Here is a 22012-nt window from a genome sequence, read left to right as displayed (position 1 = left end):
GCCGTCTCAGACGAGGCCGGTGAGGTAGTAGGTGGCGATGATCGCGAAGACCGCGCTGGTCTTGATCATCGTGATCGCGAAGATGTCCTTGTAGGCCACCTTGTGGGTCAGGCCGGTGACGGCCAGCAGGGTGATCACGGCGCCGTTGTGGGGCAGGGTGTCCATGCCGCCGGAGGCCATCGAGGCCACCCGGTGCAGCACTTCGAGCGGAATGCCGGCGGCGTTGGCGGCGTTGATGAAGGTCTCGGACATGGCTGCCAGCGCGATGCCCATGCCGCCCGAGGCCGAACCGGTGATGCCGGCCAGGGTGGTGACGGTGATGGCTTCGTTGATCAGCGGGTTAGGGATCACCTTGAGGGCGTCGGCCACCACCAGGAAGCCCGGCAGCGCGGCGATCACGGCGCCGAAGCCGTATTCGGAAGCGGTGTTCATCGAGGCCAGCAGGGCGCCGGCGACAGCCGCCTTGGTGCCTTCGGCAAAGCGCGCGGCGACGGTCTTCCAGGCAAACACCAGCACGGTGAGGATGCCCACCAGCAGCGCCCCTTCCACCGCCCAGATCGCGGCGATCTTGGAGACGTCCTGCACCACCGGCGCAGCCTTGCCGATCACCGCCGGGACGAAGCTGTGGCTCTTGCCGTAGATCGTCGGGATGAGGTCGGTGAAGAGCTTGTTGGTGATGCCCACCAGCACCAGCGGGAGAATGGCGAGGATCGGGTTGGCGAGCTTTTCCTTGTCGTCGAAGGGCTCGGGTTCGTTCACCAGGTTGGTGCCGTAGCCTTCACCGGCGGCAGCGGCGGAGCGACGGCGCCATTCGAGATAGGCCATGCCGAGCACGAAGATGAAGATCGAGCCGATCACGCCCAGCACCGGGGCGGCGTAGATGTTGGTCTTGAAGAAGGTGGTCGGGATGACGTTCTGGATCTGCGGCGTGCCGGGCAGGGAATCCATCGTGAACGAGAACGCACCCAGTGCGATGGTGCCGGGGATCAGGCGCTTCGGGATGCCGCCCTGGCGGAACATCTCGGCCGCGAAGGGGTACACCGCGAACACCACCACGAACAGCGACACGCCGCCGTAGGTGAGTAGCGCGCACACCAGCACGATGGAGAGCATCGCCCGCTCGGCGCCGACCAGCTTGATGACCGAGGAGACGATGGCCTTGGAGAAGCCCGACAGCTCGATGACCTTGCCGAAGATGGCGCCGAGCAGGAAGACCGGGAAGTAGTTTTTGACGAAGCCGACCATCTTGTCCATGAAGAGGCCGGTGAACATCGGGGCGACGAGGGTGGGGTCGGTGAACAGCACCGCGCCGAGGGCGGCGACGGGCGCGAACAGGATGACGCTGTAGCCCCGGTACGCGATGTACATCAGGAAGCACAGCGAGGCGAGCACGATCAGGAATGACATGGTTGGAATCTCCTCCATTGTTGGTCTGCGCAGGGCGTATCGCAGAAACCATGCCAGAAAATTTCTTATTGATTCATAAGGTTTTTGTATTTTTGCTGCGCTGCGTCGTGTCCGGGGCCGCAGGCAAGGGTGTCCGGTTGGCCGGACAGGTGGCGGGCGGCTCAGGCGATGCCGAGGGCGGCGATCTTCTCGTACAACGAGGCGCGTGAGATGCCGAGGCTGCGGGCGGCCTGGGCCTTGTTGCCGCCGGCGGCGGCGATCGCGTCGGCAATGGCCTGGCGCTCGGCGTCCTGCTGGATCTGGTCGAGGGTGCGGCCGTTGCCGGCAGCGCGCGGCGGTGTGGCCGCGGCGGCGAGACCGGGCAGGAAGGGCTCGAAATCGCGGCGTTCGAGGCGCTCGGCGTCGGACATCAGGAGCGCCCGTTCGAGCATGTTGGACAGCTCGCGCACGTTGCCCGGCCAGGTGTGGCGGGCGAGGTAGGCGAGGGCGTCGGCGCCGATGCTGCGCGGCGGCTCGTCGAGCTGGCGGGCCAGGATGTCGGCGAGGGATTCGGCGATCAGCGGCAGGTCTTCGATGCGCTCGCGCAGCGGCGGCACGTCGAGAGTCATGACGTTGAGGCGGTAGAACAGATCGGCGCGGAAGCGTCCTTCGTTCACCTCGCGCTGCAGGTTGCGGCTGGTGGCGGCGATGATGCGCACATCCACGGCGATCAGGCGGTTGGAGCCGACGGGCTCGATCTCCTTCTCCTGCAGGGCGCGCAGCAGCTTGGCCTGCAGCGCCGGCGACATGTCGCCGATCTCGTCGAGGAACAGGGTGCCGCCCTGGGCCAGCTCGAACTTGCCGCTGCGCCCCTTGCGTTCGGCGCCGGTATAGGCGCCGGGGGCGACGCCGAAGAACTCTGCCTCGAGCAGGGTTTCGGGGATCGCCGCGATGTTCACCGCCACGAAGGGGCCGGCGGCGCGGGGGCTGGCGGCGTGGATGGCCTGGGCGAGGAGTTCCTTGCCGGTGCCGGTTTCGCCGAGGATCAATACCGGCGAGCCGGCGCGGGCTGCGCGGCGGGCCTTGTCCTTGACCGCCATGCAGCCCGGGCTGGCGCCGACGAAGCTGGCGAAGGTGTACTTGGTGCGGCGGGCCTCGTCGAGCTTGCGCCGGGTGTCGGCCAGTTCGAGGCGCAGGCTCTGGAAGCGCGACACCACGGGCACCAGCTGCTGGGGGTCGTCGAAGATCACCACGCCGACGCCGCCGATCACCTCGCCGTCGCTGTCGCGCACCGGCAGGCGCATCACGACGAAGGATTCGCTGCCGAACTCCATGATGTCGAGCATGATCGGCTTGCCGCGGGTGACCACCTGGCGCATCAGGCTGTTGGGGATGACCTGTTCGACCGGCAGGCCGATCACCGAGCCGGGGTCGGCGATGCCCAGATGGCGCGGGTAGTGCTCGTTCATCCAGACGATGCGGGCTTGTCGGTCGACGATCAGGAGGCCTTCCGACAATTCGGAAAAGGCGGCCATCAGGGTTTCGTTGATGCGCCGGCGGATGCGCTCGGCCTCGGCGGCGAAGTTTTCGGACGACATGGTCTCCTGCCTGGTTTTTCTAGCGATGTCGTCGTCCAGCATAGCGCACCTTGGGTGGCTTTCGCCCGCGGGCGTCAGCGCGGGGCCGGGGCGAGTCCGATCTCGGCGGCGGTGGCGGGGCCGATGCGCGTGTCGGCGAGGCGGTCGGGGATGTCGGCGCTGTGGTCGCTGCGGGGGATGCGTCCAGCCATGATCTCGGCGAGGTGCTGGGGGTGGCGCGGCTGGCGCTCGGGCTCGGCGTAGCCCTCGGGAAAGCGCGGCTGCTGGGTGTGCGGGTCGTACTTGTCGCTGGCACCGAGGGTGTGGAGCAGTTCGTGGGCGATGACGACTGCGTTGCGCTGACGCTCGTCGCGGCTGGCGAAGACCTTGACGACGCCGATCAGGCCCTTTTCGAGGCCGAGGGAGTGGTCGAGGGCCGGCGTCGTGGCCGGGTCGTGGTAGAGCAGGAACAGGCGGATGTCCGGGCGGGGGCCGGGGGCGGCGTCGTGGCGCCAGGCCCAGTAGCGCAGTTGCAGACTCCACAGGGCGACGGAGAGCGGGCTGCCGCCGGCGGGAAAGGGCGGTGGCAGCGATTCGACCGGCGGGGCGAGGTTGAGCGCCACCGGCCGCAGCAGGTTGCGACCGTAGCGGCGCACCTCGTCCTGCAGCCAGTCGCCGACCGGGGCGAAGTCGTCGGGTTGCAGGCGCCCGACGATCTGCCGGCTGACCGGTGAGTCGTCGGCGGCGATCGGATAGAGGGTGACATGCACCGAGTGCTTCCAGGCGGTGGCGCGGGCGCTGCCCTGCCAGGCGCCGACGGCGACGGTGGCGAGGATCAGCAGCAGGACGCCGATGCGCAGGGTGCGGAACATGGCGGGCGGGGCGCTCAGTGCACGGTGGCGAGGGGGGGCGCGGCAAACAGCGGCAGCGCATCGAACTCATGGGCGGGCAGCGGGCGGCCGAAGTGGTAGCCCTGCAGGACGTCCACTTCGAGGTCGCGCAGCAGATCGGCGGTGGCGGCGTTCTCGACGCCTTCGGCGACGGTGCGCAGGCCGAGGGCGCGGGCGAGCTGGACGATCGCCTGCAGGATGCGCTGGCCATCGGCGGTGTGGGCGCGCTGGACGAAGGAGATGTCGATCTTCAGCTCGCTCACCGGCAGTTCGTGGAGCTGGGAGAGCGAGGCGTAGCCGGTGCCGAAGTCGTCGATGGAGAGGGTGAAGCCGGCGGCGACGAGCTGGCGCAGGCGCTCCTCGGCGAATTCGACTTCCATCAGCGCGACCGATTCGGTGACTTCGAGGATCACTGCAGCGGGTGGAATGCCGTGGCGCGCCACGTCCTCGATCAGGGTGGAGACGAAATCGGCGGCGAAGAGCTGGCGCTTGGAAACGTTGAGCGACAGGTGCAGGTCGGGCCGGCGCGCTCGCCAGTCCTGGAAGCGGTCCAGCGCCCGCGAGCGCACGAGCTGGCCGAGGTCGGCGATCAGGCCCTGGCTTTCGGCCATCGGGATGAAGGTGGCGGGCGAGATCCAGCCCAGGTCGGGGTCGTGCCAGCGGGCCAGGGCTTCGATGCCGACCAGCCGGTGCCGGCCGTCCGGGTCGGCGAGGGTGCGCACCTGGGGCTGAAACCAGGCGTCGATGACGCCGTCGCGGATCGCCTGGGCGAGGCGCGACTGGATGTAGAGCTCTTTCTTGCCGAGGCCCTTGGCGGACATCTCGTTGAACAGCTGAAAGTTGTTCCGCCCCTGGGACTTGGCGTAGAACATGGCCCGGTCGGCGTGGGCGAGGAGGGTGTCCACGCTGTCGCCGTCGTCCGGGAACAGGGCGATGCCCATGCTGAAGGTGGCGTTGATCGGCTGGCCGCCCAGGTCGTAGCGCTGCTGCATGACCTTCTGCAGTTTGCGGGCGACCTGCCGGGTGTCCTCCAGGCTGGCCAGGCCCGGCAGCAGCGCGACGAATTCGTCGCCGCCCCAGCGGGCCACGGTGTCGCCGTCGCGCAGGCAGGCTTCGAGGGCCTTGGCCATGCTCAGCAGCAGGCTGTCGCCGGCCTTGTGACCGTAGGCGTCGTTGATGTTCTTGAAGTGGTCGAGGTCGATGAAGCACACCGCGACGCGGTCCTGGGTGCGGCGGGCGAGCTGGATCGCCTTGCAGATGCGATCCTCGAGGAGCACCCGGTTGGGCAGGCCGGTGAGGGCGTCGTGCAGGGCCATGTGGGCGATGTGGCGTTCCTGCAGGTAGGTCTTGGTGATGTCGCGCAGTACGCCGCGCATGCCGACGACCCGTCGCCGTTCGTCCTGCTCGGCGACGAAGCGGCATTCCATCCAGCGCTCGTGGGTGGCGCCGGCGATGAAGCGGAAGCGGCCGTGAAACTCGTCCTTGTGGCCGTTCCGGAGGTTGTCGAGGCAACGCTGGAAGGCGTCCTGGTCTTCGGGGTGAACCGAGTCGGCCAGCGGATAATTCCCCGGCGCGGTGGCGGCGAGCAGCCACCAGCCGCTGTTGGCGTTGAGGATGCGGCCGTCGGGCTGGAGCTCGACGACGGCTTCCTCGAGCATGTCGAGGGTGCGCACGAGGGAGTGCTGCTCGGCGGCCCAGCGCTTTTCCTTGGCCAGCGAGTGCTGCAGCGCATTGAAGGGCTGGCGCACGCTGTCCACGAACACGGCGCGGTAGATGTAGCCGTAGGAGATGATCTTGTAGAGGTGGCCGACGAAGTTGTAGATGTCGCTGACCGAGGCGTAGCGGGTGAAGCACAGCTCGGAGAGCATTGCGATCAGCGCGGCGGAAACCAGGTCGGCGGCGTTGAAGCGGGCGCCGCGCCAGGTCTGGCGGGCGAAGCCCAGGGCGGCGAGGCCGTAGATCGCGGCGAGGCTGTATTCGGTGGCGATCTTGAGTTCGGTCAGGCCCGAGCCGGGGATGAAGAAGGCCGGCAACTGCGCGGGCATCAGCAGTTCGAGCCCGTAGCAGGCGGCGACGTAGGCGAGCACGAGGCTGACCAGCCCGTAGCGGGCGCGCGGACGCAGCATCGGCTGCCACGGGCGCAGCGCCGCCGCGAGCAGACCCACGGCCACCAGCAGGCGCGCCGCGAGCCAGAACGAGATGGCTTTCTGGGGGCTGGCGGGGGTGATGAAGTCGGGCATCCCGCGGTAGCCCAGCATGTGGCCGAAATCGAGCATGGCGGTGCCCAGCAGCACCACGCCGAGCAGCACCACGTTGCCGGGGCGGGCGTCGGAGTAGGCGTTCCAGGCGATGCCGAAAACCAGCATGGCGACGACGATGGCGCCGGTCTCCATCGCCGAGTGCAGCGGCAGGTAGCGGGACAGGCCGATGTCCACCCGGGCGATGACGCCGACGAGGACGTACAGCATGGCCAGGATGCCCGGCCACAGCAGGGCGCGCCACAAGGCGCGGCGGTTTTCCGGCGAGGGGGCGAGTGTCACATCAGCGGCCATCGGCAAGGTGGAGCGGCATGGCAGACGAAAATCCGGCACGGGCAGCTTGCGCCGTGGCCCGCGCGCCGCGCGGCCACGTCCGGAGGGTGGGCACTTGCGAAGTTTAACGGCGCGGCCCGGTCGGGATTGAAGCTTGATCGGCGGGATGCCAAAAAAAACCCGACACGGATGTCGGGTTTTTCGGGGTGAGGCGACGATCAGGCGACGGTGACCGGGATCTTGCCGATCTTGGCCTGCCATTCCTTCGGGCCGGTGTTGTGCACGCTGGTGCCGGAGGAGTCGACCGCCACGGTGACGGGCATGTCCTGCACGTCGAACTCGTAGATGGCTTCCATGCCCAGGTCGGCAAAGCCGACGACCTTGGCCGACTTGATGGCCTTGGCCACCAGGTAGGCGGCGCCGCCGACGGCCATCAGGTAGGCGGACTGGTTGTCCTTGATCGCCTCGATGGCCACGGGGCCGCGCTCGGACTTGCCGATCATCGAGATCAGGCCGGTCTTTTCGAGCATGGTGCGGGTGAACTTGTCCATCCGGGTGGCGGTGGTGGGGCCGGCGGGGCCGACGACCTCGTCGCGCACCGGGTCCACCGGGCCGACGTAGTAGATCACGCGGTTGGTGAAATCGACCGGCAGCTTCTCGCCCTTGGCCAGCATGTCGGCGATGCGCTTGTGGGCGGCGTCGCGGCCGGTGAGCATCTTGCCGTTGAGGAGCAGCTTCTGACCCGGCTTCCAGGCGGCGACCTGTTCCTTGGTGAGGGTGTTCAGGTCGACGCGGGTGGCCGATTTGAGGTCCGGCGTCCAGGTGACGGCGGGCCAGTCCTCGAGCTTGGGCGGCTCGATCTTCGCGGGGCCGGAGCCGTCCAGGTGGAAGTGGCAGTGGCGGGTGGCGGCGCAGTTGGGCACCAGCGCGACCGGCAGGTTGGCGGCGTGACAGGGGTAGTCGAGCACCTTCACGTCGAGCACGGTGGTGAGGCCGCCCAGGCCCTGGGCGCCGACGCCCAGCGCGTTGATCTTTTCCATCAGCTCGAGGCGCAGTTCTTCGGCGCGGGTGAGCTTGGCGCCGGCGGCGGCCTTGGCCTTCAGTTCGTGGATGTCCACCGGGGCCATGATCGATTCCTTGGCCAGCAGCATGGCCTTTTCGGGCGTGCCGCCGATGCCGATGCCGATGATGCCCGGCGGACACCAGCCAGCGCCCATTTCGGGGATCTTGTGCAGAACCCAGTCCACCAGGTCGTCGGAGGGGTTGAGCATCGCGAACTTGGACTTGGCTTCGGAGCCGCCACCCTTGGCCGCGCAGATGACTTCGACGTGGTCGCCCGGGACGATCTCGAAGTGGACCACCGCCGGGGTGTTGTCCTTGGTGTTCTTGCGGGCGCCGGCCGGGTCGGCCAGCACCGAGGCGCGCAGGGGGTTGTCCGGGTTGGCGTAGGCGCGACGGACGCCCTCGTCGATCATCTGCTGGACGCTCATGGTGGCGTCGGGCCAGGTGACGTTCATGCCGACCTTGATGAAGACCATGCCGATACCGGTGTCCTGACAGATCGGGCGGTGGCCTTCGGCAGCCATGCGCGAGTTGGTCAGGATCTGGGCGATGGCGTCCTTGGCGGCGGGGGATTCCTCGCGCTCGTAGGCTTCGCCCAGCGCCTTGATGTAATCGAGCGGGTGGTAGTAGCTGATGTACTGGAAGGCGTCCGCGACGGACTGGATCAGGTCTTCCTGCTTGATGGCGGTCATGGGTGAGGCTCCCTCTTTTAGTGTTTGGACAGCAGAACGGTCTGGTTCATGATCTTGTCGACCATCGCCATGGCAAGGGCCGAGACCAGGAACACGAGATGGATGATGACCTGCCACATGATCGTGTGCTCGGGCAGGTTGCCGGCGTTGATGAAGGTCTTGAGCAGGTGGATCGACGAGATGCCGATGATCGCGGTGGACAGCTTGATCTTCAGCACGCCGGCGTTCACGTGGGACAGCCACTCGGGCTGGTCCGGGTGGTCTTCGAGGTCGAGCCGCGACACGAAGGTCTCGTAGCCGCCGATGATGACCATGATCAGCAGGTTGGCGATCATCACCACGTCGATCAGGCCGAGGACGACCAGCATGGTTTCGGTTTCGCTGATGTGGCCGCCGGATTCGAACACCGAGGTGACCAGATGGCCCAGTTCGGCCATGAACAGCCAGACGTAGATGCCTTGGGCGACGATCAGGCCGAGGTACAGCGGAGCCTGGAGCCAGCGGCTCCAGAAGATGAAGTTCTCGAGGGCTTGAGGACCTTTTCTCATGGTTTGGCGCAGCAGTTGGGGAGCCCGGATTTTATCATCGGCGAACGGCCCTCCAAGGCGTTAAAATGGAGAACTCTGCTTTTTCGCCTCAAGGGCCTTTCGCATGAACCTGCAACCCATCACCGCGCTGTCGCCGCTGGACGGCCGCTACGAATCCAAGGTTTCCGCGCTGCGCGAGCACTTTTCCGAGTTCGGCCTGATCCGCAACCGCGTCAAGGTCGAGATCGAGTGGCTCAAGGCGCTGGCCGCCGCCCCTGAACTGGCCGAGATCGCGCCGTTCTCCGCCGCCACCGTCGCCGAACTCGACGGCGTGATCGCCAACTTCTCGGTCGCCGACGGCGAAGCCGTGAAGGCCATCGAGGCGACCACCAACCACGACGTGAAGGCGATGGAGTACTGGCTCAAGCAGCGCTTGGGCCACAACCCCGAAGTCACCCGCGTCACCGAGTTCATCCACTTCGGCTGCACCTCCGAAGACATCAACAACGTCTCCCACGCGCTGATGCTGCGCGACGGCCGCGACGGCGTGCTGCTGCCGTCCCTGGACAAGATCATCGCCCGTCTCGTCGAGCTGGCCCACCAGCACGCCGAGCTGCCGATGCTCTCCCGCACGCACGGCCAGCCCGCCAGCCCGACCACCCTCGGCAAGGAAATGGCCAACGTGGTGTATCGCCTGCGCCGCACCCGCAAGGCGATCGCCGGTGTCGAGCTGACCGCCAAGTTCAACGGCGCCGTGGGCAACTACAACGCCCACCTGTCGGCCTACCCCGAGTTCGACTGGGAAGCCTTCAACGGCCGCTTCATCGAATCCCTGGGCCTCGCGTTCAACCCCTACACCATCCAGATCGAGCCCCACGACGCGATGGCCGAGCTCTACGACGCCACCGCCCGCGCCAACACCATCGTGCTGGACGTGTGCCGCGACATCTGGATGTACATCTCCCTGGGCTACTTCAAGCAGAAGCTGAAGGCCGGCGAGATCGGCTCGTCCACCATGCCGCACAAGGTCAACCCGATCGACTTCGAGAACGCCGAAGGCAACCTCGGCCTCGCCAACAGCGTGCTGCGCCACCTGGCCGACAAGCTGCCGGTGTCCCGTATGCAGCGCGACCTGACCGACTCCACCGTGCTGCGCAACATGGGCGTCGCCTTCGGCTACGCCGTGCTGGCCTACGATTCCTGCCTGCGCGGCCTGGGCAAGCTGGAAGCCGATCCGGCCCGTCTGGCCGCCGACCTCGACGCCTGCTGGGAAGTGCTCGCCGAGCCGATCCAGACCGTCATGCGCCGCTACGCCGTGCCCAACCCCTACGAGCAGCTCAAGGAGCTGACCCGCGGCAAGGGCATCACCAAGGAGGCGCTGCAGCAGTTCATCGGCACCCTGGCGATCCCCGAAGCCGAGAAGGCCCGCCTGCTCGAGATGACCCCGGGCAGCTACATCGGCAAGGCCGCCGAGCTCGCCAAGCGCATCTGAGACGAGGAGAACCGAATGGCTTTTGCCGACAAGCTCAAGACCCTGCCGGGTGTTTCGCACCTGGCGTCGATCCAGCTCATCAACACCACCGGCGACGTGGTGGCCACCATCGAGAACAAACCCGGCCAGGCCGGCTCGCTGGCGGTGTACAACCACCTCGCGCAGATCCACGGCGCGATCACCCCCGAGGCCGCCACCCAGGGCATCGAGATTTACGCCGAACACAGCGAGGACGCGCGCCTCAACCCGGGCAAGCACCCCAACATCGACCGCCTGATCGGGCTGGTCGAACGGGGCGAGACGCTGCGGGTGAAGCACGTGTTCGCGGCCTGAGCGGTCGTCGCGCGACATGACGAAGGCTGCCTGCGGGCAGCCTTTTTCTTTGGGCGCGCCCCCGTTGACACGTACCGACCGCACGGTATGTAATTCGGCCACCATGAGCCGCCAGCCCGATCTCACCCGCGCCCGCATCCTCGACGCCGCCTTCGCCGAAATCCACCGCGAGGGTTTCCGGGCGGCGGGCGTCGCCAACATCCTGGCGGTGACGGGGCTCACCAAGGGCGCCTTTTACCATCACTTTCCCAGCAAGAAGACGCTCGGCCTGGCGGTCATCGACGAGCGCATTGCGCCGCTGCTCGACGACTGGGTGGTGCGCCCACTCGACGACGGGCCGCAGCCGTCGGTGTCGGCCTTGCTCGATCTGCTCGAACGCAACCGCTCGGCCGACGTGCCGGCGATTCGTCTCGGCTGCCCGCTGAACAACCTGATGCAGGAGATGAGCGCCCTCGACGAAGATTTCCGGGCCCACCTCGCCGCCATCCTCGAGCGCTGGCAGCGCAAGGTGGCGGCGCTGCTGCGGCGGGCACAGGCCGCCGGGGAAATTCGCGCCGACGTGGATTGCGAGGCCTGCGCGCTGTTCATCGTGGCAGCCTGGGAAGGCGCGGCCAGCGTGTCGAAGAACCTGCAGTCGGCGGCGGCCTTCCGCGCGACGATGGCGCAATTGCGCGCCTACGTCGCCAGCCTGCGCCCCGCGCACTGATTTTTTATCGCACTACATACCAACCGGTTTGTATGTATCAACCCACCAGGAGAATCACGATGAAAGTATCCGAAGCCATTCGCCAGCGCCGCGCCGTCAAGGCCTTCGACCCGACGCACCGCATTCGCGAGGACGAAATCGAGTCGCTGCTGCAGCTCGTCAAGCTGTCGCCGACGGCCTTCAACATCCAGAACTGGCGTTTCGTCCTCGCCCAGGACCCGGCCCTGCGCCAGCAACTGCGCGAGGCGGCCTGGGGCCAGGCGCAGGTGACCGACGCGTCCCTGCTGGTCGTCGTCACCGCCGACCTGAAGGCCTGGGAGAAAGCGCCGCAGCGCTATTGGCGCGACGCGGCGGCGCCGGTGCAGGAGGCCATCCTGCCGATGCTCGACGGCTATTACCGCGGTCGCGACGGGGTCCAGCGCGACGAGGCGATGCGCTCCTGCGGGATCGCCGCGCAGACCTTGATGCTGGCGGCGCAGGAGCTCGGCTACGACAGCTGCCCGATGGACGGCTTCGACTTCGACGCCGTCGCCCGCCTGATCCAGCTGCCGGACGACCACGTGATCGCGATGTTCGTTGCCATCGGCAAGGCGGTTCAGCCGGCGCACCCGCGCAGCGGTCCGCTGGCGCTGGACGAGATCGTCGTGCGCGACCGATTCGCCGCCGCCTGATCGGCGGCTCGCCCGGACGTCGCCGGCGTCGGGCGCGGGCTTACGCCGGGCGCGTCGTCGTGGCGCGCAGGACCCAGCCGCCGATGACGATCCCGGCCGCGTCGGCCACCACGTCCCATGGGTCGCCGACGCGGTTGGTGGTGAGGGTGTGCTGGCACAGTTCGATCAGTACGCCGTAGGCCAGCAGGCCCGCGGCGATGCGCCCGCTGCGGGTGGGCCAGCCGGTCCAGCCCATCAGCATGAGCGCGGCGAAGGCGAGGGCATGTTCGATCTTGTCCTGGAACGAGACCACCATCGGTACCGCCGAGAGCGGGATCATCGCGAGGATGAACACGACGACGAGGGCGGCCACGAAGCCACCGCGGGCGAGGGGCGAGGCGAGCAGGGGCGTGAGGAGGCGGAGCGACATGCGGGCGGCCGGGAAGCGGGATGCGCATTGTAAGACCGGGAGGCGCCCCGTGGGTCAGCCGCGGGCGCGGAGCTTTTCCCAGATCAGGCCGCTGGGCGCATCGCGACCGGTGAGCACGAAGTCGAGGGTGTGGCCGTTGAAGAGGGTCAGGCCCAGATCCTTGCGGGCGCGCTCCTTGCCGACGAACAGGAGCTGGTCGCCCAGCCGCAGGGGCAGATCGTCGCCCGGCAGCAGCAGTGGCGCGGCCTCGCCACGTCGCAGGAGCAGCGGCGTGCATTGCAGCGGGGGGCGGTCGGTGACCGGGGCGCGCAACAGCTCGCCCAGGCGGATGGCGCCGCTGCGCATCAGCAGCCGATAGACCGAGGGCGCCTGGGCGATGTTGAGGGTGACGCTCCAGACCGTCGGTACGTCCCAGCCGTAGCGGAGGGTGAGTTCGTCGAGGCGGGCGCGGGCCCAGGCGTCGTCGGCGTGGCGGACCGCGTCGAGGAAGGGCGAGAGCAGCGGGGTGGTGAGGATCGCCAGGCATTCGTGGGCGACGATCTCGCTGGGAACCATCGAGAAATCCGATTCGAAGGCGTCGAACAGTGCGCGGTTGGAGACCTGGTTCTGGCGCAGCACGGTGAACAGCCGTGGGTTGAGCTCGCGGGCGGTGACCACCGTGGACAGGTTGTTCACGTCGCTGGCGGTGGCGGCGACGATGCCGACCGCCTCGCCGATGCCGGCGGCTTCGAGCGCGGCGACGCCGGTGCCGTCGCCCTGCACCCAGGTGTGGGTGGGGTCGATGGGCGGGGCGCGGTCGATGATCGTCACCGGCAGGCCGGCGCCTTCGAGGGCCTGGGTCATCTCGCGGCCGAAGGTGCCGTAGCCGCACAGCACCCATTTGCCGGCGGGCGGTTCGCGGTGGCGGGCGACGGTGGTGCCGGGCAGGCCGGTGAGCCACCGCAGCAGGTGGTAGGCGGCCGGCGAGTGGAGCGCCAGGGCCATGTATTCGCCGAACTTTTCGAAGGGGTTGATGATGTGGCGGGTGCCGAAAGAGGCCATGTTGGCCACCGTGTCGGCGTGTTCGGCGCGGCACAGGGCGGGCAGCGAGGGGGCGAGCAGGCGCGCCGCGATGGCCACCGCGAGGTTGGTGCCGTCGTCGTTGGTGAGGGCGATGACGCCGCGGCAGTAGGGGCTGGTGAGGCCGGCGAAGGTGAGGGTGTCGGGTTTGCCGGCGTCGGCGCACAGGGCCGGCATGTCGGCGGAGTAGCTCTGCAGTTCGAGATCGCCGACCTTGTTCTCGTCCTGCTCCATGACCACCGCGCGAAAGCCCAGCTCGTCGAGCGCCTGGCAGATCAGGCGGCCGGTCTCGCCGTAGCCGCAGACCAGGAAGAAGGGTTCGCGCAGGCGCCGCACCTGGCGGGCGAAGCGCTGCACCGCGACGGCGTTGAGGAAATTCTTGTCCTGCAGCATCGCGAACACCGTGCCGAGGGTGTAGGCCCAGCCGATCACCGACAGGTAGATGCACACCACGACCCACAGCCGTTGCTGCTCGGAGAAGGCATAGGGGATTTCGCCGAAGCCGATGGTGGTGGCGGTGTAGCTGATGAAGTAGACCGCGTGGAAGAAGCTGAGCCGGACCGTCTGACCGGTGGTCGGGTCGGGTGGGCCGGGCATCAGGGTGAGGCCGAGCACCGACACCGCGAAGATCACGATGAGCACGATCAGCGGCGTGCGCAGCCGCCGCAGGACCAGGAAGATCGTGCTGGTGGGGGTGTTGTTCACGGCGTCAGCGCCGCTGCATGATGGTCTCGGCGATGAGGATCACCACCGACACCACGTTGGCGAACAGGGCGCCGCCCGACAGGGAGACGATGCTCGACATGGTGGCGGCGGTGAGGCCGGTGCCGGCGACGTGGGCGGCGTAGCCCCACACCATGGCGGCGGCAAGGAGCTGGAGGTCGGCGACGAGGCTGGTGGCGAGGTGGATGGCGCCGATCTGGGTGCGGTCGCCGAACTTGAGCACGGTGGCGATCAGGTTGACCACCACCGCGGCGAACAGCTCGTAGATGTCATGGTGGACCGGGTTGTCGATGTCGCCGATGAAGAACCCGAAGTTGAGGGTGGCGGCGAAGACGATGAAGAATCCGAAGATGACTTTCTCGAGGTTCATGGCGGCGGCGCAGAGTGGGCGGAACAGGCAGATGCTAGCACTTGTGGATAAGGCTGGCGTCGCCCGCCGATGCTGCGCTGCACGCTCGCCGGGGCGGCCGCGCGCCCCGGGCCCGGCTTACCAGCAGGCCGCCACGCTGCCGCTGCCGGAGATGGTGCGGGCGCCGTTCTGGGCCAGGGTGAGGGTGCCGCAGGCGGTGTCGGCGCTGGCCTGGTTGCCCTTGGGCGTCACCTTCAGCACGTAGGCGTTGGCCGAGACGCTGTTGATGGCAAGGGTGTAATTGGCGCTCATGTCCTGCACGCAGCCGGTGCTGGGCAGGGCGACGGCGGTGCCGGCGGTGGTCTGGTCGTAGCGCAGGTTGGTGGTGTAGAAGCGCTCCATGTACTGGGAGGCTTCCTGCAGGCAGGCGGTGGCCTGGGAACGCTTGGTCTTGACCATGTAGCTGGCGTAGTTGGGGTAGGCGATCGTCGTGAGGATGCCGACGATGACGACGGCGACCATCAGTTCGATGAGGGTGAGGCCGGCCTGGGTCCTGATTTTTTGAAGATGCATGAAAAGATCCACTTCAGATGGGATGGGCGTCGGGGCGGCCGGCCGGCGTCCGGGCGAGCCCGGCGCCGGCCGGCGCAGCCTCATTCGGTGCGGATCTCGCGCCAGGAGATGCGGCCGCGCAGGTTGCCCAGGTTGACGTTCGGCTGGCTCTTGCAGGCGCCGGTCGAGTCGCAGCTCTGGATGGTGTAGCGGGTGTCGCCGGTGCGCTTGATGGTGATCTCGCCGATCATGCCGCCGGTCTTGACGGAGCCGGCGGGCAGCAGCTTGCCGCCGACGAGCTTCTTGTCGTTGTTGTCGAAGAGGCCGTCGTTGTTGATGTCGAAGAACGGGATCGTCAGGCTGGCGCCGCTGAAGGCGTCGATGGCGTTGAGGTAGCCGCTGCCGCCCGAGGCGCACACGTCTGAGCTGGGGGTGAGGCTGCTGGCGTACAGGATGCCGGCGGAGTACTGGCTGCGCGACACCATGCGCTCGCCGCTGGCGACGCCGGCGGTGAGCAGGTCGGCGTACCAGCCCTGCTTGCCGACCATGTCGTTGGCGGAGGCCGCCGAGAAGGTGCGGGTGATGTAGCTGCCCTGGGGCGTGGCGTCGCTGATGGTGCGCTGGGCCAGCGCCGAGCGGCCGACGATGCTGCGCCCGTCGTCGATGATGCCGTACCAGCTCTGCACGGCAGTGTTGGAGACGTCGGCGTTGGTGAGGTAGCGCCCGGTGCCACCGAAGATCCAGCGCTTGTTGGTCTTCGGGTCGATGGCGATCGACATCGCGCCGGTGATCGGCTGGGTGTTGCCGCTGCCGTCCTTGGCGACGAACAACGACGTGCCGCTCCAGGCGGTGGTGAGGTTGGAGGAGATGTCGAACTTCCAGAAATTGCCCAGGAGGTCGCCGACGTAGACGTAGTCGACCTTGCCGTCGCCGTTCTGGTCGAAGCCGATCGGGGTGGTGAGGCCGTTGGTGGCGGTCGACGAGCCGACGCCGGTGTCGATCTTCTTGATCAGCGCGCCGGTGTTGAGGTTGATGACGAACAGCACGGCCCGCTCGTTGCCGCTGTTGTAGCCGTTGCCGATGATGACGGCCCAGTCGCCGGTGTTGAGCTTGACGATCATCGCCTTGCCGGGGGTCTGGCCGAGGTCGGTGTCGGTGAATTCCCACAGCACGTTGCTGGTGGAGAAGCTGGCCGGGGTGGTCACGTCGAGGGCGTAGAGCGCCTTGCCGCCACGGCCGAGGTTGCCCACCAGGATGTTCTTGCCGGTGGCGGCCAGGTCGGAGACGACCAGCTCGCCGTCGTTGAGGTACTTGTGGGTGTAGGTCGGGCTGCTGAGGGCCTTGAGGTCGTTGAAGTTGACGCTGCCTGGGATGTAGGCGAACTGCTCGACCCCGGTGGCGGCGTCGAAGGCGTGCAGCATGCCGTCGTTGGCGGCGGCGAAAACGGTGTTGGACGACTTGATGTACAGCGGGCCGGGGTTGGCGATGTCGCCGATCAGCGAGCTGCGGTTGCGGTAGGTGCCGCCCTTGGCCACTTCGTTGGAGGTGACGCCGCGCAGGTAATCCACCACGGTGGCGCTGCCGAGGGCGCTTTTCTTGGCGGAGCTGAGGTTGCTGTAGTCGAAGACGATGCCGCCGCCGCCGCCGTTGTCCTTCCAGGTGAAGATCTTGCGCGAGGCGGGGGCGGGCAGGTTGAGGGAGGCTTTCCAGAGCGGCTGCGGGGTGCCGTCGGAGCCGACGTTCATCTGCCCGGCGCTGTTGTAGCCGACGGCCCACAGGTCGCCGCCCCAGGTGCCGTCGTAGCGGGTGACGAAGGATTTGCCGTCGACCTCGAGGGTGTAGGCGGTGACGGCGATGTTCCAGGCGCCGCCGGCTTCACCGATGGTGTTGAGGGCGGAAACCAGGCCGTTCGAGAATTCCGTCGGATTCTTGGCGGCGACGAAGCTGCCGCGGCCATTCACCGAGGCGTGCCAGAGGTCGTCGATCTTCTGGGCGTCGCCGCTGAGCGGGTCGGGCCAGCTGATGAGCCCGCTGGTCAGGCGGGTGAGGTCGGAGGTGGGCGACAGCGTGCCCTGCGGCCCGAGCGACAGGGTGAAGGTGCTCATGTTCTGCCAGAACGACGGGTTGGTCGTGGTGGCGCGCAGGTTGTTGGAAAGATCGCTGCGCAGGTCGCGCTTCCAGTAGTACATGGCGACGTCGGCCAGGGTGTTGCTGTAGTTGTCCTGGTAGGGCGCGGCGGGGGCGAACTGGTAGGTCTGGGAGTTGGGGCCGGTGATGGTGCTGCCGGCGGTGGCGTCCTCGTTGCCGACGGCGGCAATGGTGGCGGCGTTGTAGTAGCCGTCGGTGGTGAGGATCGTGAAGTTGCGGCGGCACGATAGCTGCGGCGACGGGCCGTAGGGGCCGGCGTTGTCGGTGCGCGAGAAGTACTGGCCGGCGCGGTCGAGGGCTTCCTTGAGCGGCGTGCCGGAGGTGGGCACGGGGCTACCCAGCATGGTGTTGAACCAGGTCTGGCGGTTGGTGTTCTCGAACACCCCGGAGGTGGAGATCGGGTCGCCGATGCTGGCGGTGTTGATGGTGGTGAAGCCGACCCGGTAGTTGGTGCCGAGCTTGGAGAAGGCGATGCTGGCGCCGGCCTTGGCGGCGAGCACGCGCGAACGGTAGTAGGTGAACCAGTTGGCGAAGTTCTGGGTTTCCTCGGCCACGGTGCGGGTGACCGTACCCCAGTTGAAGGAGGTGGGGTTGGTCGTGGTGGTGGTGGCGAGATCCTGCTGGTAGGCAGTGGTGCCGCGGATCTGGTACTTGACGTAGTTGCTGGCCTGGGTCTTGTCGCCGCTGCCCTTGTACACGTAGAAGGTGATCGGGTAGTAGCTGGTGGCGCAGGTGGGGCCGCCCCCGCCGCCGCAGGTGCTGTAGTTGTCGAGGGCGGTCTGGGTGGTGCTGGCGGTGGCCGGCGAGGTGGGGGCGTTGCCGGTGACCCAGGTCATGGTGCTGGGCGTCTGCTGGGCGGTGAGGTTGATCGTCGCCAGCGTCGGATTGACCGGGCTGAAGGGCGCCGCGGTGGGGCTGGCGTTGCCGTAGGAGCTGCCGTCGTACTTGACCCACGGGATGTAAGTGATCGTCGGGTCGTAGAAGACGCTGTTGTTGGCGGACGAGCGCTTGTAGTAGTTGTGGAAGTTGTTGTCGTCGAAGGACGGCACCAGGATCAGCGAGGCGTAGCCGCGGCCGTACATCAAGTTTGAGCCGTAGACGTTGGTGGTGGCGGGCGGCGGGAACAGATACACGCCCAGCGGCGTGTTGGAGTACGCCGGCACCGGGAAGATCGTCAGGTCGTCCGGCATCATCTCGAACTGCATGCTGCCCGAGTCGTCGAGCACGAACAGGATGTTCGAGGGCACGGCGGCGGCGGACTGGAGCGGTGCGGTGGGAATGTCGAGGGTCGCAAACGCCGGTTGCCACAGGGCGGCGAGGGCCACCACGCAGGGCGCGAGCGCGAAGTTGAATTTCGGGTTGGGTTTGCGACTGGCTTGGCTTCTCATGGCCGACTCCCCGGTTTATTGGCGGATATTGGATTGAAGGGTGACGGACGTGCCGCGGCCGTTGGCGCCCTGGGCGCGGGCGGTGACGCGGTACATCGGAACGAGGCAGGTGGGCTCGATCGGGCTTTGCAGGTGGCAGGTGCCGTCGACCGGCTGCATGCCCATGTCTTCGATGATGAACTGGGCGGTGACGATGGCGGCGTTGGGGTTGGTGGCCGTGCGCCAGCCGGTGAAGCTGCTGTCGGTCCAGCGGTCCTTGGCGCCGGCGACCGGGGTCGGGCACAGGCCGTTGTTGCAGACGGTGGTGAAGGTGAGCGGCGTGGCGGCGAGGGCCTCGGCCTCGCGCAGGGCCGCTTCGGCGGCTTCGAAGGTGTAGTTCTTGTCGAACTGGTTGCCGCTCATGCGTTCCTCGAGCCCCGCGCTGCGCATCGACGAGAGGCCCAGCAGCGTGATGATGAGCAGGATCAGCAGCGAGACGACGAGGACCATGCCTTGCTGGTCCTGGCGGTGGGCGGTCATGGGGTCCGGTTCCTGAGCATGATGGTGTCGGTCGCCACCGTGGTCAGGCGCCGGTCGCCGGTGGTGGCCGTCGAGACGTTGGCGCTCTGACTTTCGAAGGTCAGGGTGATGCGCACGGAGATGACCTGGGTCCAGTCGCTGATATCGACGGCGTCGGCGTAGATCGGGTTGCCGATCTGCAGGTAGGTGATCTGCATGTCGCTGACGCCCGGGGCGATTTCCTCGGGGGTGCCGTTCAGGAAGACGCGGTACAGCGAGGGCCGGCCGTTGGTGCCAGTACCGACGTACCAGGTGCTGGCCTTGAAGCGCGACAGGCGCGACACCAGGGAGTCGTACTTGTAGCTGATCGTCGAACAGGTGTTGGTGGTGTCGTAGCCGAGGGCGGTGCCGCAGTTGTCGTTGGTGGCGGCGCCGGCGCTGTAGCTCACCTTGTTGGTGGCGAGGCCGGTGGAGCGGAAGATCGTCGATTGCTTGTAGTCGCAGGCGATCAGCACGTCGTTGGCGGCGATGCCCGGGGTGCTGGTGTTGAGGGTGAACTGGTTGCCGATGTTGTCGTGAGCGTCGATGCCGTAGCTCGCGCCGTAGGCGCCGGCGAGCTGGATCGCGTCGGTGGTGCTGGTGCGCGCGGCCAAACCCGTGCCGATGCTCACCGCCGGTGCGGCGACGTTGGCGTCGTAGCCCTGCACGCCGTTGCCCATCACGCTCCACCAGGCCGGGCTGGCGGACTGGGCGGCGTTGAGGATGCTCTCGTTGCGCTTGGCGATGGCGTTGTCGGCGCGGCTGCCGTTGCCGCAACCGGTGCTGGAGGCTTCGCGCACTTCCTGGGCCATCAGCGAAAAGGCGATGCGCGCCGAGTCCTGCATCTTGGACAGGTTGTCCGACGTGGAGAACGACTGCTGGCTGCCCAGGAACACCACCAGCACGCCGCCGATCAGGATCATCCCCAGCACGAGGGCGATCATCAACTCGACGAGCGTGAGACCCCTGGCCCGGGAGGGCCGCGCCGTCGGACGGGAGCGTTGGATGTTCACAGCTGGACCCGGGTGGTCATCGAGTAGGAGGTGACGCCGCTGGTGGCGCGGGAGTCGTCCCACTGGACGGTGATGTCGCACAGGCCGGCGGTGCAGGCGATGCCGCCACAGGCGGTCTGGCCGATGGCGCTCTTGAGCGATCGGGCCCAGGCGTTCACGTCGCTGGCGGCCAGGGCGTCGCTGGTGTTGGTGGCGCAGGGGCTGACGTTGTAGGCGCCGTTCTTGGCGGCGGTGATGTTGGCGCGCATCGATTCGCTGATCGAGGCGCTCATGATCGTCGCCATCGAGCGGGACTGGGCGCTCTGGTTGTTGCGCAGTGCCGAAGCCTGGAGCGCGGCCATGCCGAGCAGGCAGAACGAGAGGAGGACGAGGGAAACGAGCACTTCGATGAGGCCCACGCCTTGTTGCTGCTTCGAAGATTGATGACGTCTCATGTCGGATAGCGCTTGGTTGGGTTGATCAGGAATTGCCGGGGGTCGGGCAGGCGCCCGAGTTGTTGACGGGGAAGACCATCGGCCGCCCGCCGGCGACGATGCGGATCTCGCGGGTGTTGTTCGGCGGCGTGGTGGTGGCGATGCACACCGACAGCTTGGCGAGCAGCAGAGCCGACGAGGAGCTGGCGGAGGTGCGGGCGAAGCCGTCGGAGCCGATCCGGATGCGGTTGTTCTGGCCGGCGATGGCCTGGCTGCTCTGCACCGTGGTGACGCCGCCGGTGAGGCTGCCGATCCGCAGGGTTTCGCTGGCGTCCGGGGTGTCGTTGCCGTTGGCGTCCACGAAGATCAGCCAGCCCGCCCAGTTACCGCTGGCGGTGGAGCAGGTCGCGCCGTCGTCGCTGCGGCAGAACACCACGCGCTGGTTGAGGCGGATCGCCTCGCTGCGGGCGAGCATCAGCGCGCCGACCAGATCGTTGGCCTGACTGGCGAGGCGGTTGGTGTTGATCAGCGAGCTGAACGACGGCGTCGCCATGCTGGCGAGAATCGCCACGACGCTGAGCGTCACCAGCAATTCGATCAGCGTGAAGCCGTGTTGGGAGTGCCTGCCGTCCATGATCTTTTCGCGTTTTGTCGGTTTTGCGGACCGTGCCGGACGCTTGTCGGCCGGTCGCGGTTTGAGTCAGGTAACGACAAAAACGCGAAAAACTGAAAACAAAAAAGTGCGCTTCCGAGGGGGCTCCCGACGAATGGCAGGCGAGGCAAAAACGAGGGAAAAACAGCCTTCAGGGCGGCTGGCCGGCGGAAGTCAGGCGTGGCGCGGCAAGCGCCGGAGGGCGAGTAAAGGGTGCGCCCGCAATGGGGTGAGATGGAAAAAAAGAACGGGCCTCGCGGCCCGTTCGTCGGATGAAAGCGGGTGTGACGGATTACACCTTCCGGTAGATCTCCGCGCCGGCCTTCACGAACTCGACGGCCTTGGTTTCCATGCCTTTTTCCAGCGCCTCGGCCTCGGCGATGCCCTGGGCGGCGGCGAAGTCGCGCACGTCCTGGGTGATCTTCATGGAGCAGAAGTGCGGGCCGCACATGGAGCAGAAGTGGGCGACCTTGGCCGATTCCTTGGGCAGGGTCTCGTCGTGGAAGCTCTTGGCCTTGTCCGGGTCGAGGCCGAGGTTGAACTGGTCGTCCCAGCGGAACTCGTAGCGGGCTTTGCTGAGCGCGTTGTCGCGGATCTGCGCGCCCGGGTGGCCCTTGGCGAGGTCGGCCGCGTGGGCGGCCAGCTTGTAGGTGATGATGCCTTCCTTTACATCATTCTTGTCCGGCAGGCCGAGGTGCTCCTTCGGTGTCACGTAGCAGAGCATCGCGGTGCCGTACCAGCCGATCATCGCGGCGCCGATGCCGCTGGTGATGTGGTCGTAGCCAGGGGCGATGTCGGTGGTCAGCGGGCCAAGGGTGTAGAACGGGGCTTCCTTGCAGTGCTTGAGCTGCAGGTCCATGTTCTCCTTGATCTTGTGCATCGGCACATGGCCCGGGCCTTCG

20 protein-coding genes are annotated in these 22012 nt (G+C 67.3%); 4 read left to right on the top strand and 16 right to left on the bottom strand.

What is annotated here, in order from left to right; all coding sequences use genetic code 11:
- Positions 1-6: 6 nt before the first annotated feature.
- The 6 genes from ACE3P2_RS02975 to ACE3P2_RS02950 form a co-directional block, all read right to left on the bottom strand.
- Entirely contained in the window at positions 7-1407 is a 1401-nt protein-coding gene (locus tag ACE3P2_RS02975; protein WP_374260824.1) for a GntP family permease, read from the bottom strand.
- A gap of 161 nt (positions 1408-1568) precedes the next feature.
- Positions 1569-2984, bottom strand: coding sequence for a sigma-54 interaction domain-containing protein (locus tag ACE3P2_RS02970; RefSeq protein WP_374260822.1), 1416 nt, complete (start codon positions 2982-2984; stop codon positions 1569-1571).
- A 74-nt stretch (positions 2985-3058) separates the two neighbouring features.
- Entirely contained in the window at positions 3059-3835 is a 777-nt protein-coding gene (locus ACE3P2_RS02965; protein WP_374260819.1) for a hypothetical protein, read from the bottom strand.
- A gap of 14 nt (positions 3836-3849) precedes the next feature.
- Entirely contained in the window at positions 3850-6393 is a 2544-nt protein-coding gene (locus ACE3P2_RS02960) for an EAL domain-containing protein (protein WP_374260817.1), read from the bottom strand.
- A gap of 209 nt (positions 6394-6602) precedes the next feature.
- A complete protein-coding gene (locus ACE3P2_RS02955) occupies positions 6603-8138 on the bottom strand; it encodes a fumarate hydratase (RefSeq protein ID WP_374260814.1) in 1536 nt (511 codons plus the stop codon).
- 17 nt (positions 8139-8155) lie between these two features.
- Positions 8156-8686 (bottom strand): TIGR00645 family protein, encoded by a 531-nt coding sequence (locus tag ACE3P2_RS02950; protein WP_374260811.1) that lies wholly within the window; start codon positions 8684-8686, stop codon positions 8156-8158.
- A gap of 103 nt (positions 8687-8789) precedes the next feature.
- Between ACE3P2_RS02950 and purB the strand changes: the two genes are divergently transcribed.
- The 4 genes from purB (at position 8790) to ACE3P2_RS02930 (ending at position 11867) form a co-directional block, all read left to right on the top strand.
- A complete protein-coding gene (gene purB / locus ACE3P2_RS02945; protein ID WP_374260808.1) occupies positions 8790-10157 on the top strand; it encodes an adenylosuccinate lyase in 1368 nt (455 codons plus the stop codon).
- A gap of 15 nt (positions 10158-10172) precedes the next feature.
- Positions 10173-10490 (top strand): DUF2322 family protein, encoded by a 318-nt coding sequence (locus ACE3P2_RS02940; RefSeq protein ID WP_374260805.1) that lies wholly within the window; start codon positions 10173-10175, stop codon positions 10488-10490.
- 103 nt (positions 10491-10593) lie between these two features.
- Positions 10594-11196: a TetR family transcriptional regulator C-terminal domain-containing protein gene (locus ACE3P2_RS02935; protein ID WP_374260802.1), complete on the top strand. Its 603-nt coding sequence runs from the start codon at positions 10594-10596 to the stop codon at positions 11194-11196.
- Between the two features lie 59 nt (positions 11197-11255).
- Complete coding sequence (locus tag ACE3P2_RS02930) at positions 11256-11867, top strand: nitroreductase family protein (protein ID WP_374260799.1); 612 nt, start codon at positions 11256-11258, stop codon at positions 11865-11867.
- Positions 11868-11907: 40 nt separating this feature from the next.
- On the opposite strand, the gene ACE3P2_RS02925 is transcribed toward ACE3P2_RS02930, so the two are convergent.
- The 10 genes from ACE3P2_RS02925 to ACE3P2_RS02880 all read right to left on the bottom strand — a co-directional run.
- Entirely contained in the window at positions 11908-12276 is a 369-nt protein-coding gene (locus ACE3P2_RS02925) for a hypothetical protein (RefSeq protein WP_374260796.1), read from the bottom strand.
- Between the two features lie 54 nt (positions 12277-12330).
- Positions 12331-14040 (bottom strand): TrkA family potassium uptake protein, encoded by a 1710-nt coding sequence (locus ACE3P2_RS02920; protein ID WP_374260793.1) that lies wholly within the window; start codon positions 14038-14040, stop codon positions 12331-12333.
- Between the two features lie 4 nt (positions 14041-14044).
- A complete protein-coding gene (locus ACE3P2_RS02915) occupies positions 14045-14428 on the bottom strand; it encodes a DUF6394 family protein (protein WP_374260791.1) in 384 nt (127 codons plus the stop codon).
- 117 nt (positions 14429-14545) lie between these two features.
- Entirely contained in the window at positions 14546-14980 is a 435-nt protein-coding gene (locus ACE3P2_RS02910; protein ID WP_374260790.1) for a type IV pilin protein, read from the bottom strand.
- Between the two features lie 80 nt (positions 14981-15060).
- The gene (locus ACE3P2_RS02905; protein ID WP_374260787.1) at positions 15061-18495 is read right to left on the bottom strand and encodes a pilus assembly protein; all 3435 of its coding nucleotides are present in this window, start codon (positions 18493-18495) and stop codon (positions 15061-15063) included.
- 15 nt (positions 18496-18510) lie between these two features.
- Positions 18511-19014, bottom strand: coding sequence for a PilX N-terminal domain-containing pilus assembly protein (locus ACE3P2_RS02900; RefSeq protein ID WP_374260784.1), 504 nt, complete (start codon positions 19012-19014; stop codon positions 18511-18513).
- On the bottom strand, positions 19011-20045 hold the full coding sequence (locus tag ACE3P2_RS02895; RefSeq protein WP_374260781.1) for a PilW family protein: 1035 nt from the start codon (positions 20043-20045) through the stop codon (positions 19011-19013). The genes ACE3P2_RS02900 and ACE3P2_RS02895 overlap by 4 nt, the downstream gene beginning before the upstream one ends.
- Positions 20042-20479, bottom strand: a complete 438-nt coding sequence (gene pilV / locus ACE3P2_RS02890; RefSeq protein ID WP_374260779.1) for a type IV pilus modification protein PilV — start codon at positions 20477-20479, stop codon at positions 20042-20044. The genes ACE3P2_RS02895 and pilV overlap by 4 nt, the downstream gene beginning before the upstream one ends.
- Before the next feature lie 25 nt (positions 20480-20504).
- Positions 20505-21092, bottom strand: coding sequence for a GspH/FimT family pseudopilin (locus ACE3P2_RS02885; protein WP_374260776.1), 588 nt, complete (start codon positions 21090-21092; stop codon positions 20505-20507).
- A 310-nt stretch (positions 21093-21402) separates the two neighbouring features.
- Positions 21403-22012: phosphomethylpyrimidine synthase ThiC (locus ACE3P2_RS02880; protein WP_374260773.1), on the bottom strand; the 610-nt coding region annotated here is incomplete at its 5' end.

It is taken from the genome of Zoogloea sp. (assembly GCF_041911615.1).
Taxonomy (GTDB): domain Bacteria; phylum Pseudomonadota; class Gammaproteobacteria; order Burkholderiales; family Rhodocyclaceae; genus Zoogloea.
The sequence above is the reverse complement of the archived record's forward strand: the minus strand, read 5'-3'. Positions and strand labels throughout refer to the sequence as shown.

Coding starts and splice junctions, on each gene's coding strand:
- ACE3P2_RS02975 (WP_374260824.1), bottom strand. CDS start 1,407: ATGTCATTCCTGATCGTGCTCGCCTCGCTGTGCTTCCTGATGTACATC.
- ACE3P2_RS02970 (WP_374260822.1), bottom strand. CDS start 2,984: ATGTCGTCCGAAAACTTCGCCGCCGAGGCCGAGCGCATCCGCCGGCGC.
- ACE3P2_RS02965 (WP_374260819.1), bottom strand. CDS start 3,835: ATGTTCCGCACCCTGCGCATCGGCGTCCTGCTGCTGATCCTCGCCACC.
- ACE3P2_RS02955 (WP_374260814.1), bottom strand. CDS start 8,138: ATGACCGCCATCAAGCAGGAAGACCTGATCCAGTCCGTCGCGGACGCC.
- ACE3P2_RS02950 (WP_374260811.1), bottom strand. CDS start 8,686: ATGAGAAAAGGTCCTCAAGCCCTCGAGAACTTCATCTTCTGGAGCCGC.
- purB (WP_374260808.1), top strand. CDS start 8,790: ATGAACCTGCAACCCATCACCGCGCTGTCGCCGCTGGACGGCCGCTAC.
- ACE3P2_RS02940 (WP_374260805.1), top strand. CDS start 10,173: ATGGCTTTTGCCGACAAGCTCAAGACCCTGCCGGGTGTTTCGCACCTG.
- ACE3P2_RS02935 (WP_374260802.1), top strand. CDS start 10,594: ATGAGCCGCCAGCCCGATCTCACCCGCGCCCGCATCCTCGACGCCGCC.
- ACE3P2_RS02930 (WP_374260799.1), top strand. CDS start 11,256: ATGAAAGTATCCGAAGCCATTCGCCAGCGCCGCGCCGTCAAGGCCTTC.
- ACE3P2_RS02925 (WP_374260796.1), bottom strand. CDS start 12,276: ATGTCGCTCCGCCTCCTCACGCCCCTGCTCGCCTCGCCCCTCGCCCGC.
- ACE3P2_RS02915 (WP_374260791.1), bottom strand. CDS start 14,428: ATGAACCTCGAGAAAGTCATCTTCGGATTCTTCATCGTCTTCGCCGCC.
- ACE3P2_RS02910 (WP_374260790.1), bottom strand. CDS start 14,980: ATGCATCTTCAAAAAATCAGGACCCAGGCCGGCCTCACCCTCATCGAA.
- ACE3P2_RS02905 (WP_374260787.1), bottom strand. CDS start 18,495: ATGAGAAGCCAAGCCAGTCGCAAACCCAACCCGAAATTCAACTTCGCG.
- ACE3P2_RS02900 (WP_374260784.1), bottom strand. CDS start 19,014: ATGACCGCCCACCGCCAGGACCAGCAAGGCATGGTCCTCGTCGTCTCG.
- pilV (WP_374260779.1), bottom strand. CDS start 20,479: ATGAGACGTCATCAATCTTCGAAGCAGCAACAAGGCGTGGGCCTCATC.
- ACE3P2_RS02885 (WP_374260776.1), bottom strand. CDS start 21,092: ATGGACGGCAGGCACTCCCAACACGGCTTCACGCTGATCGAATTGCTG.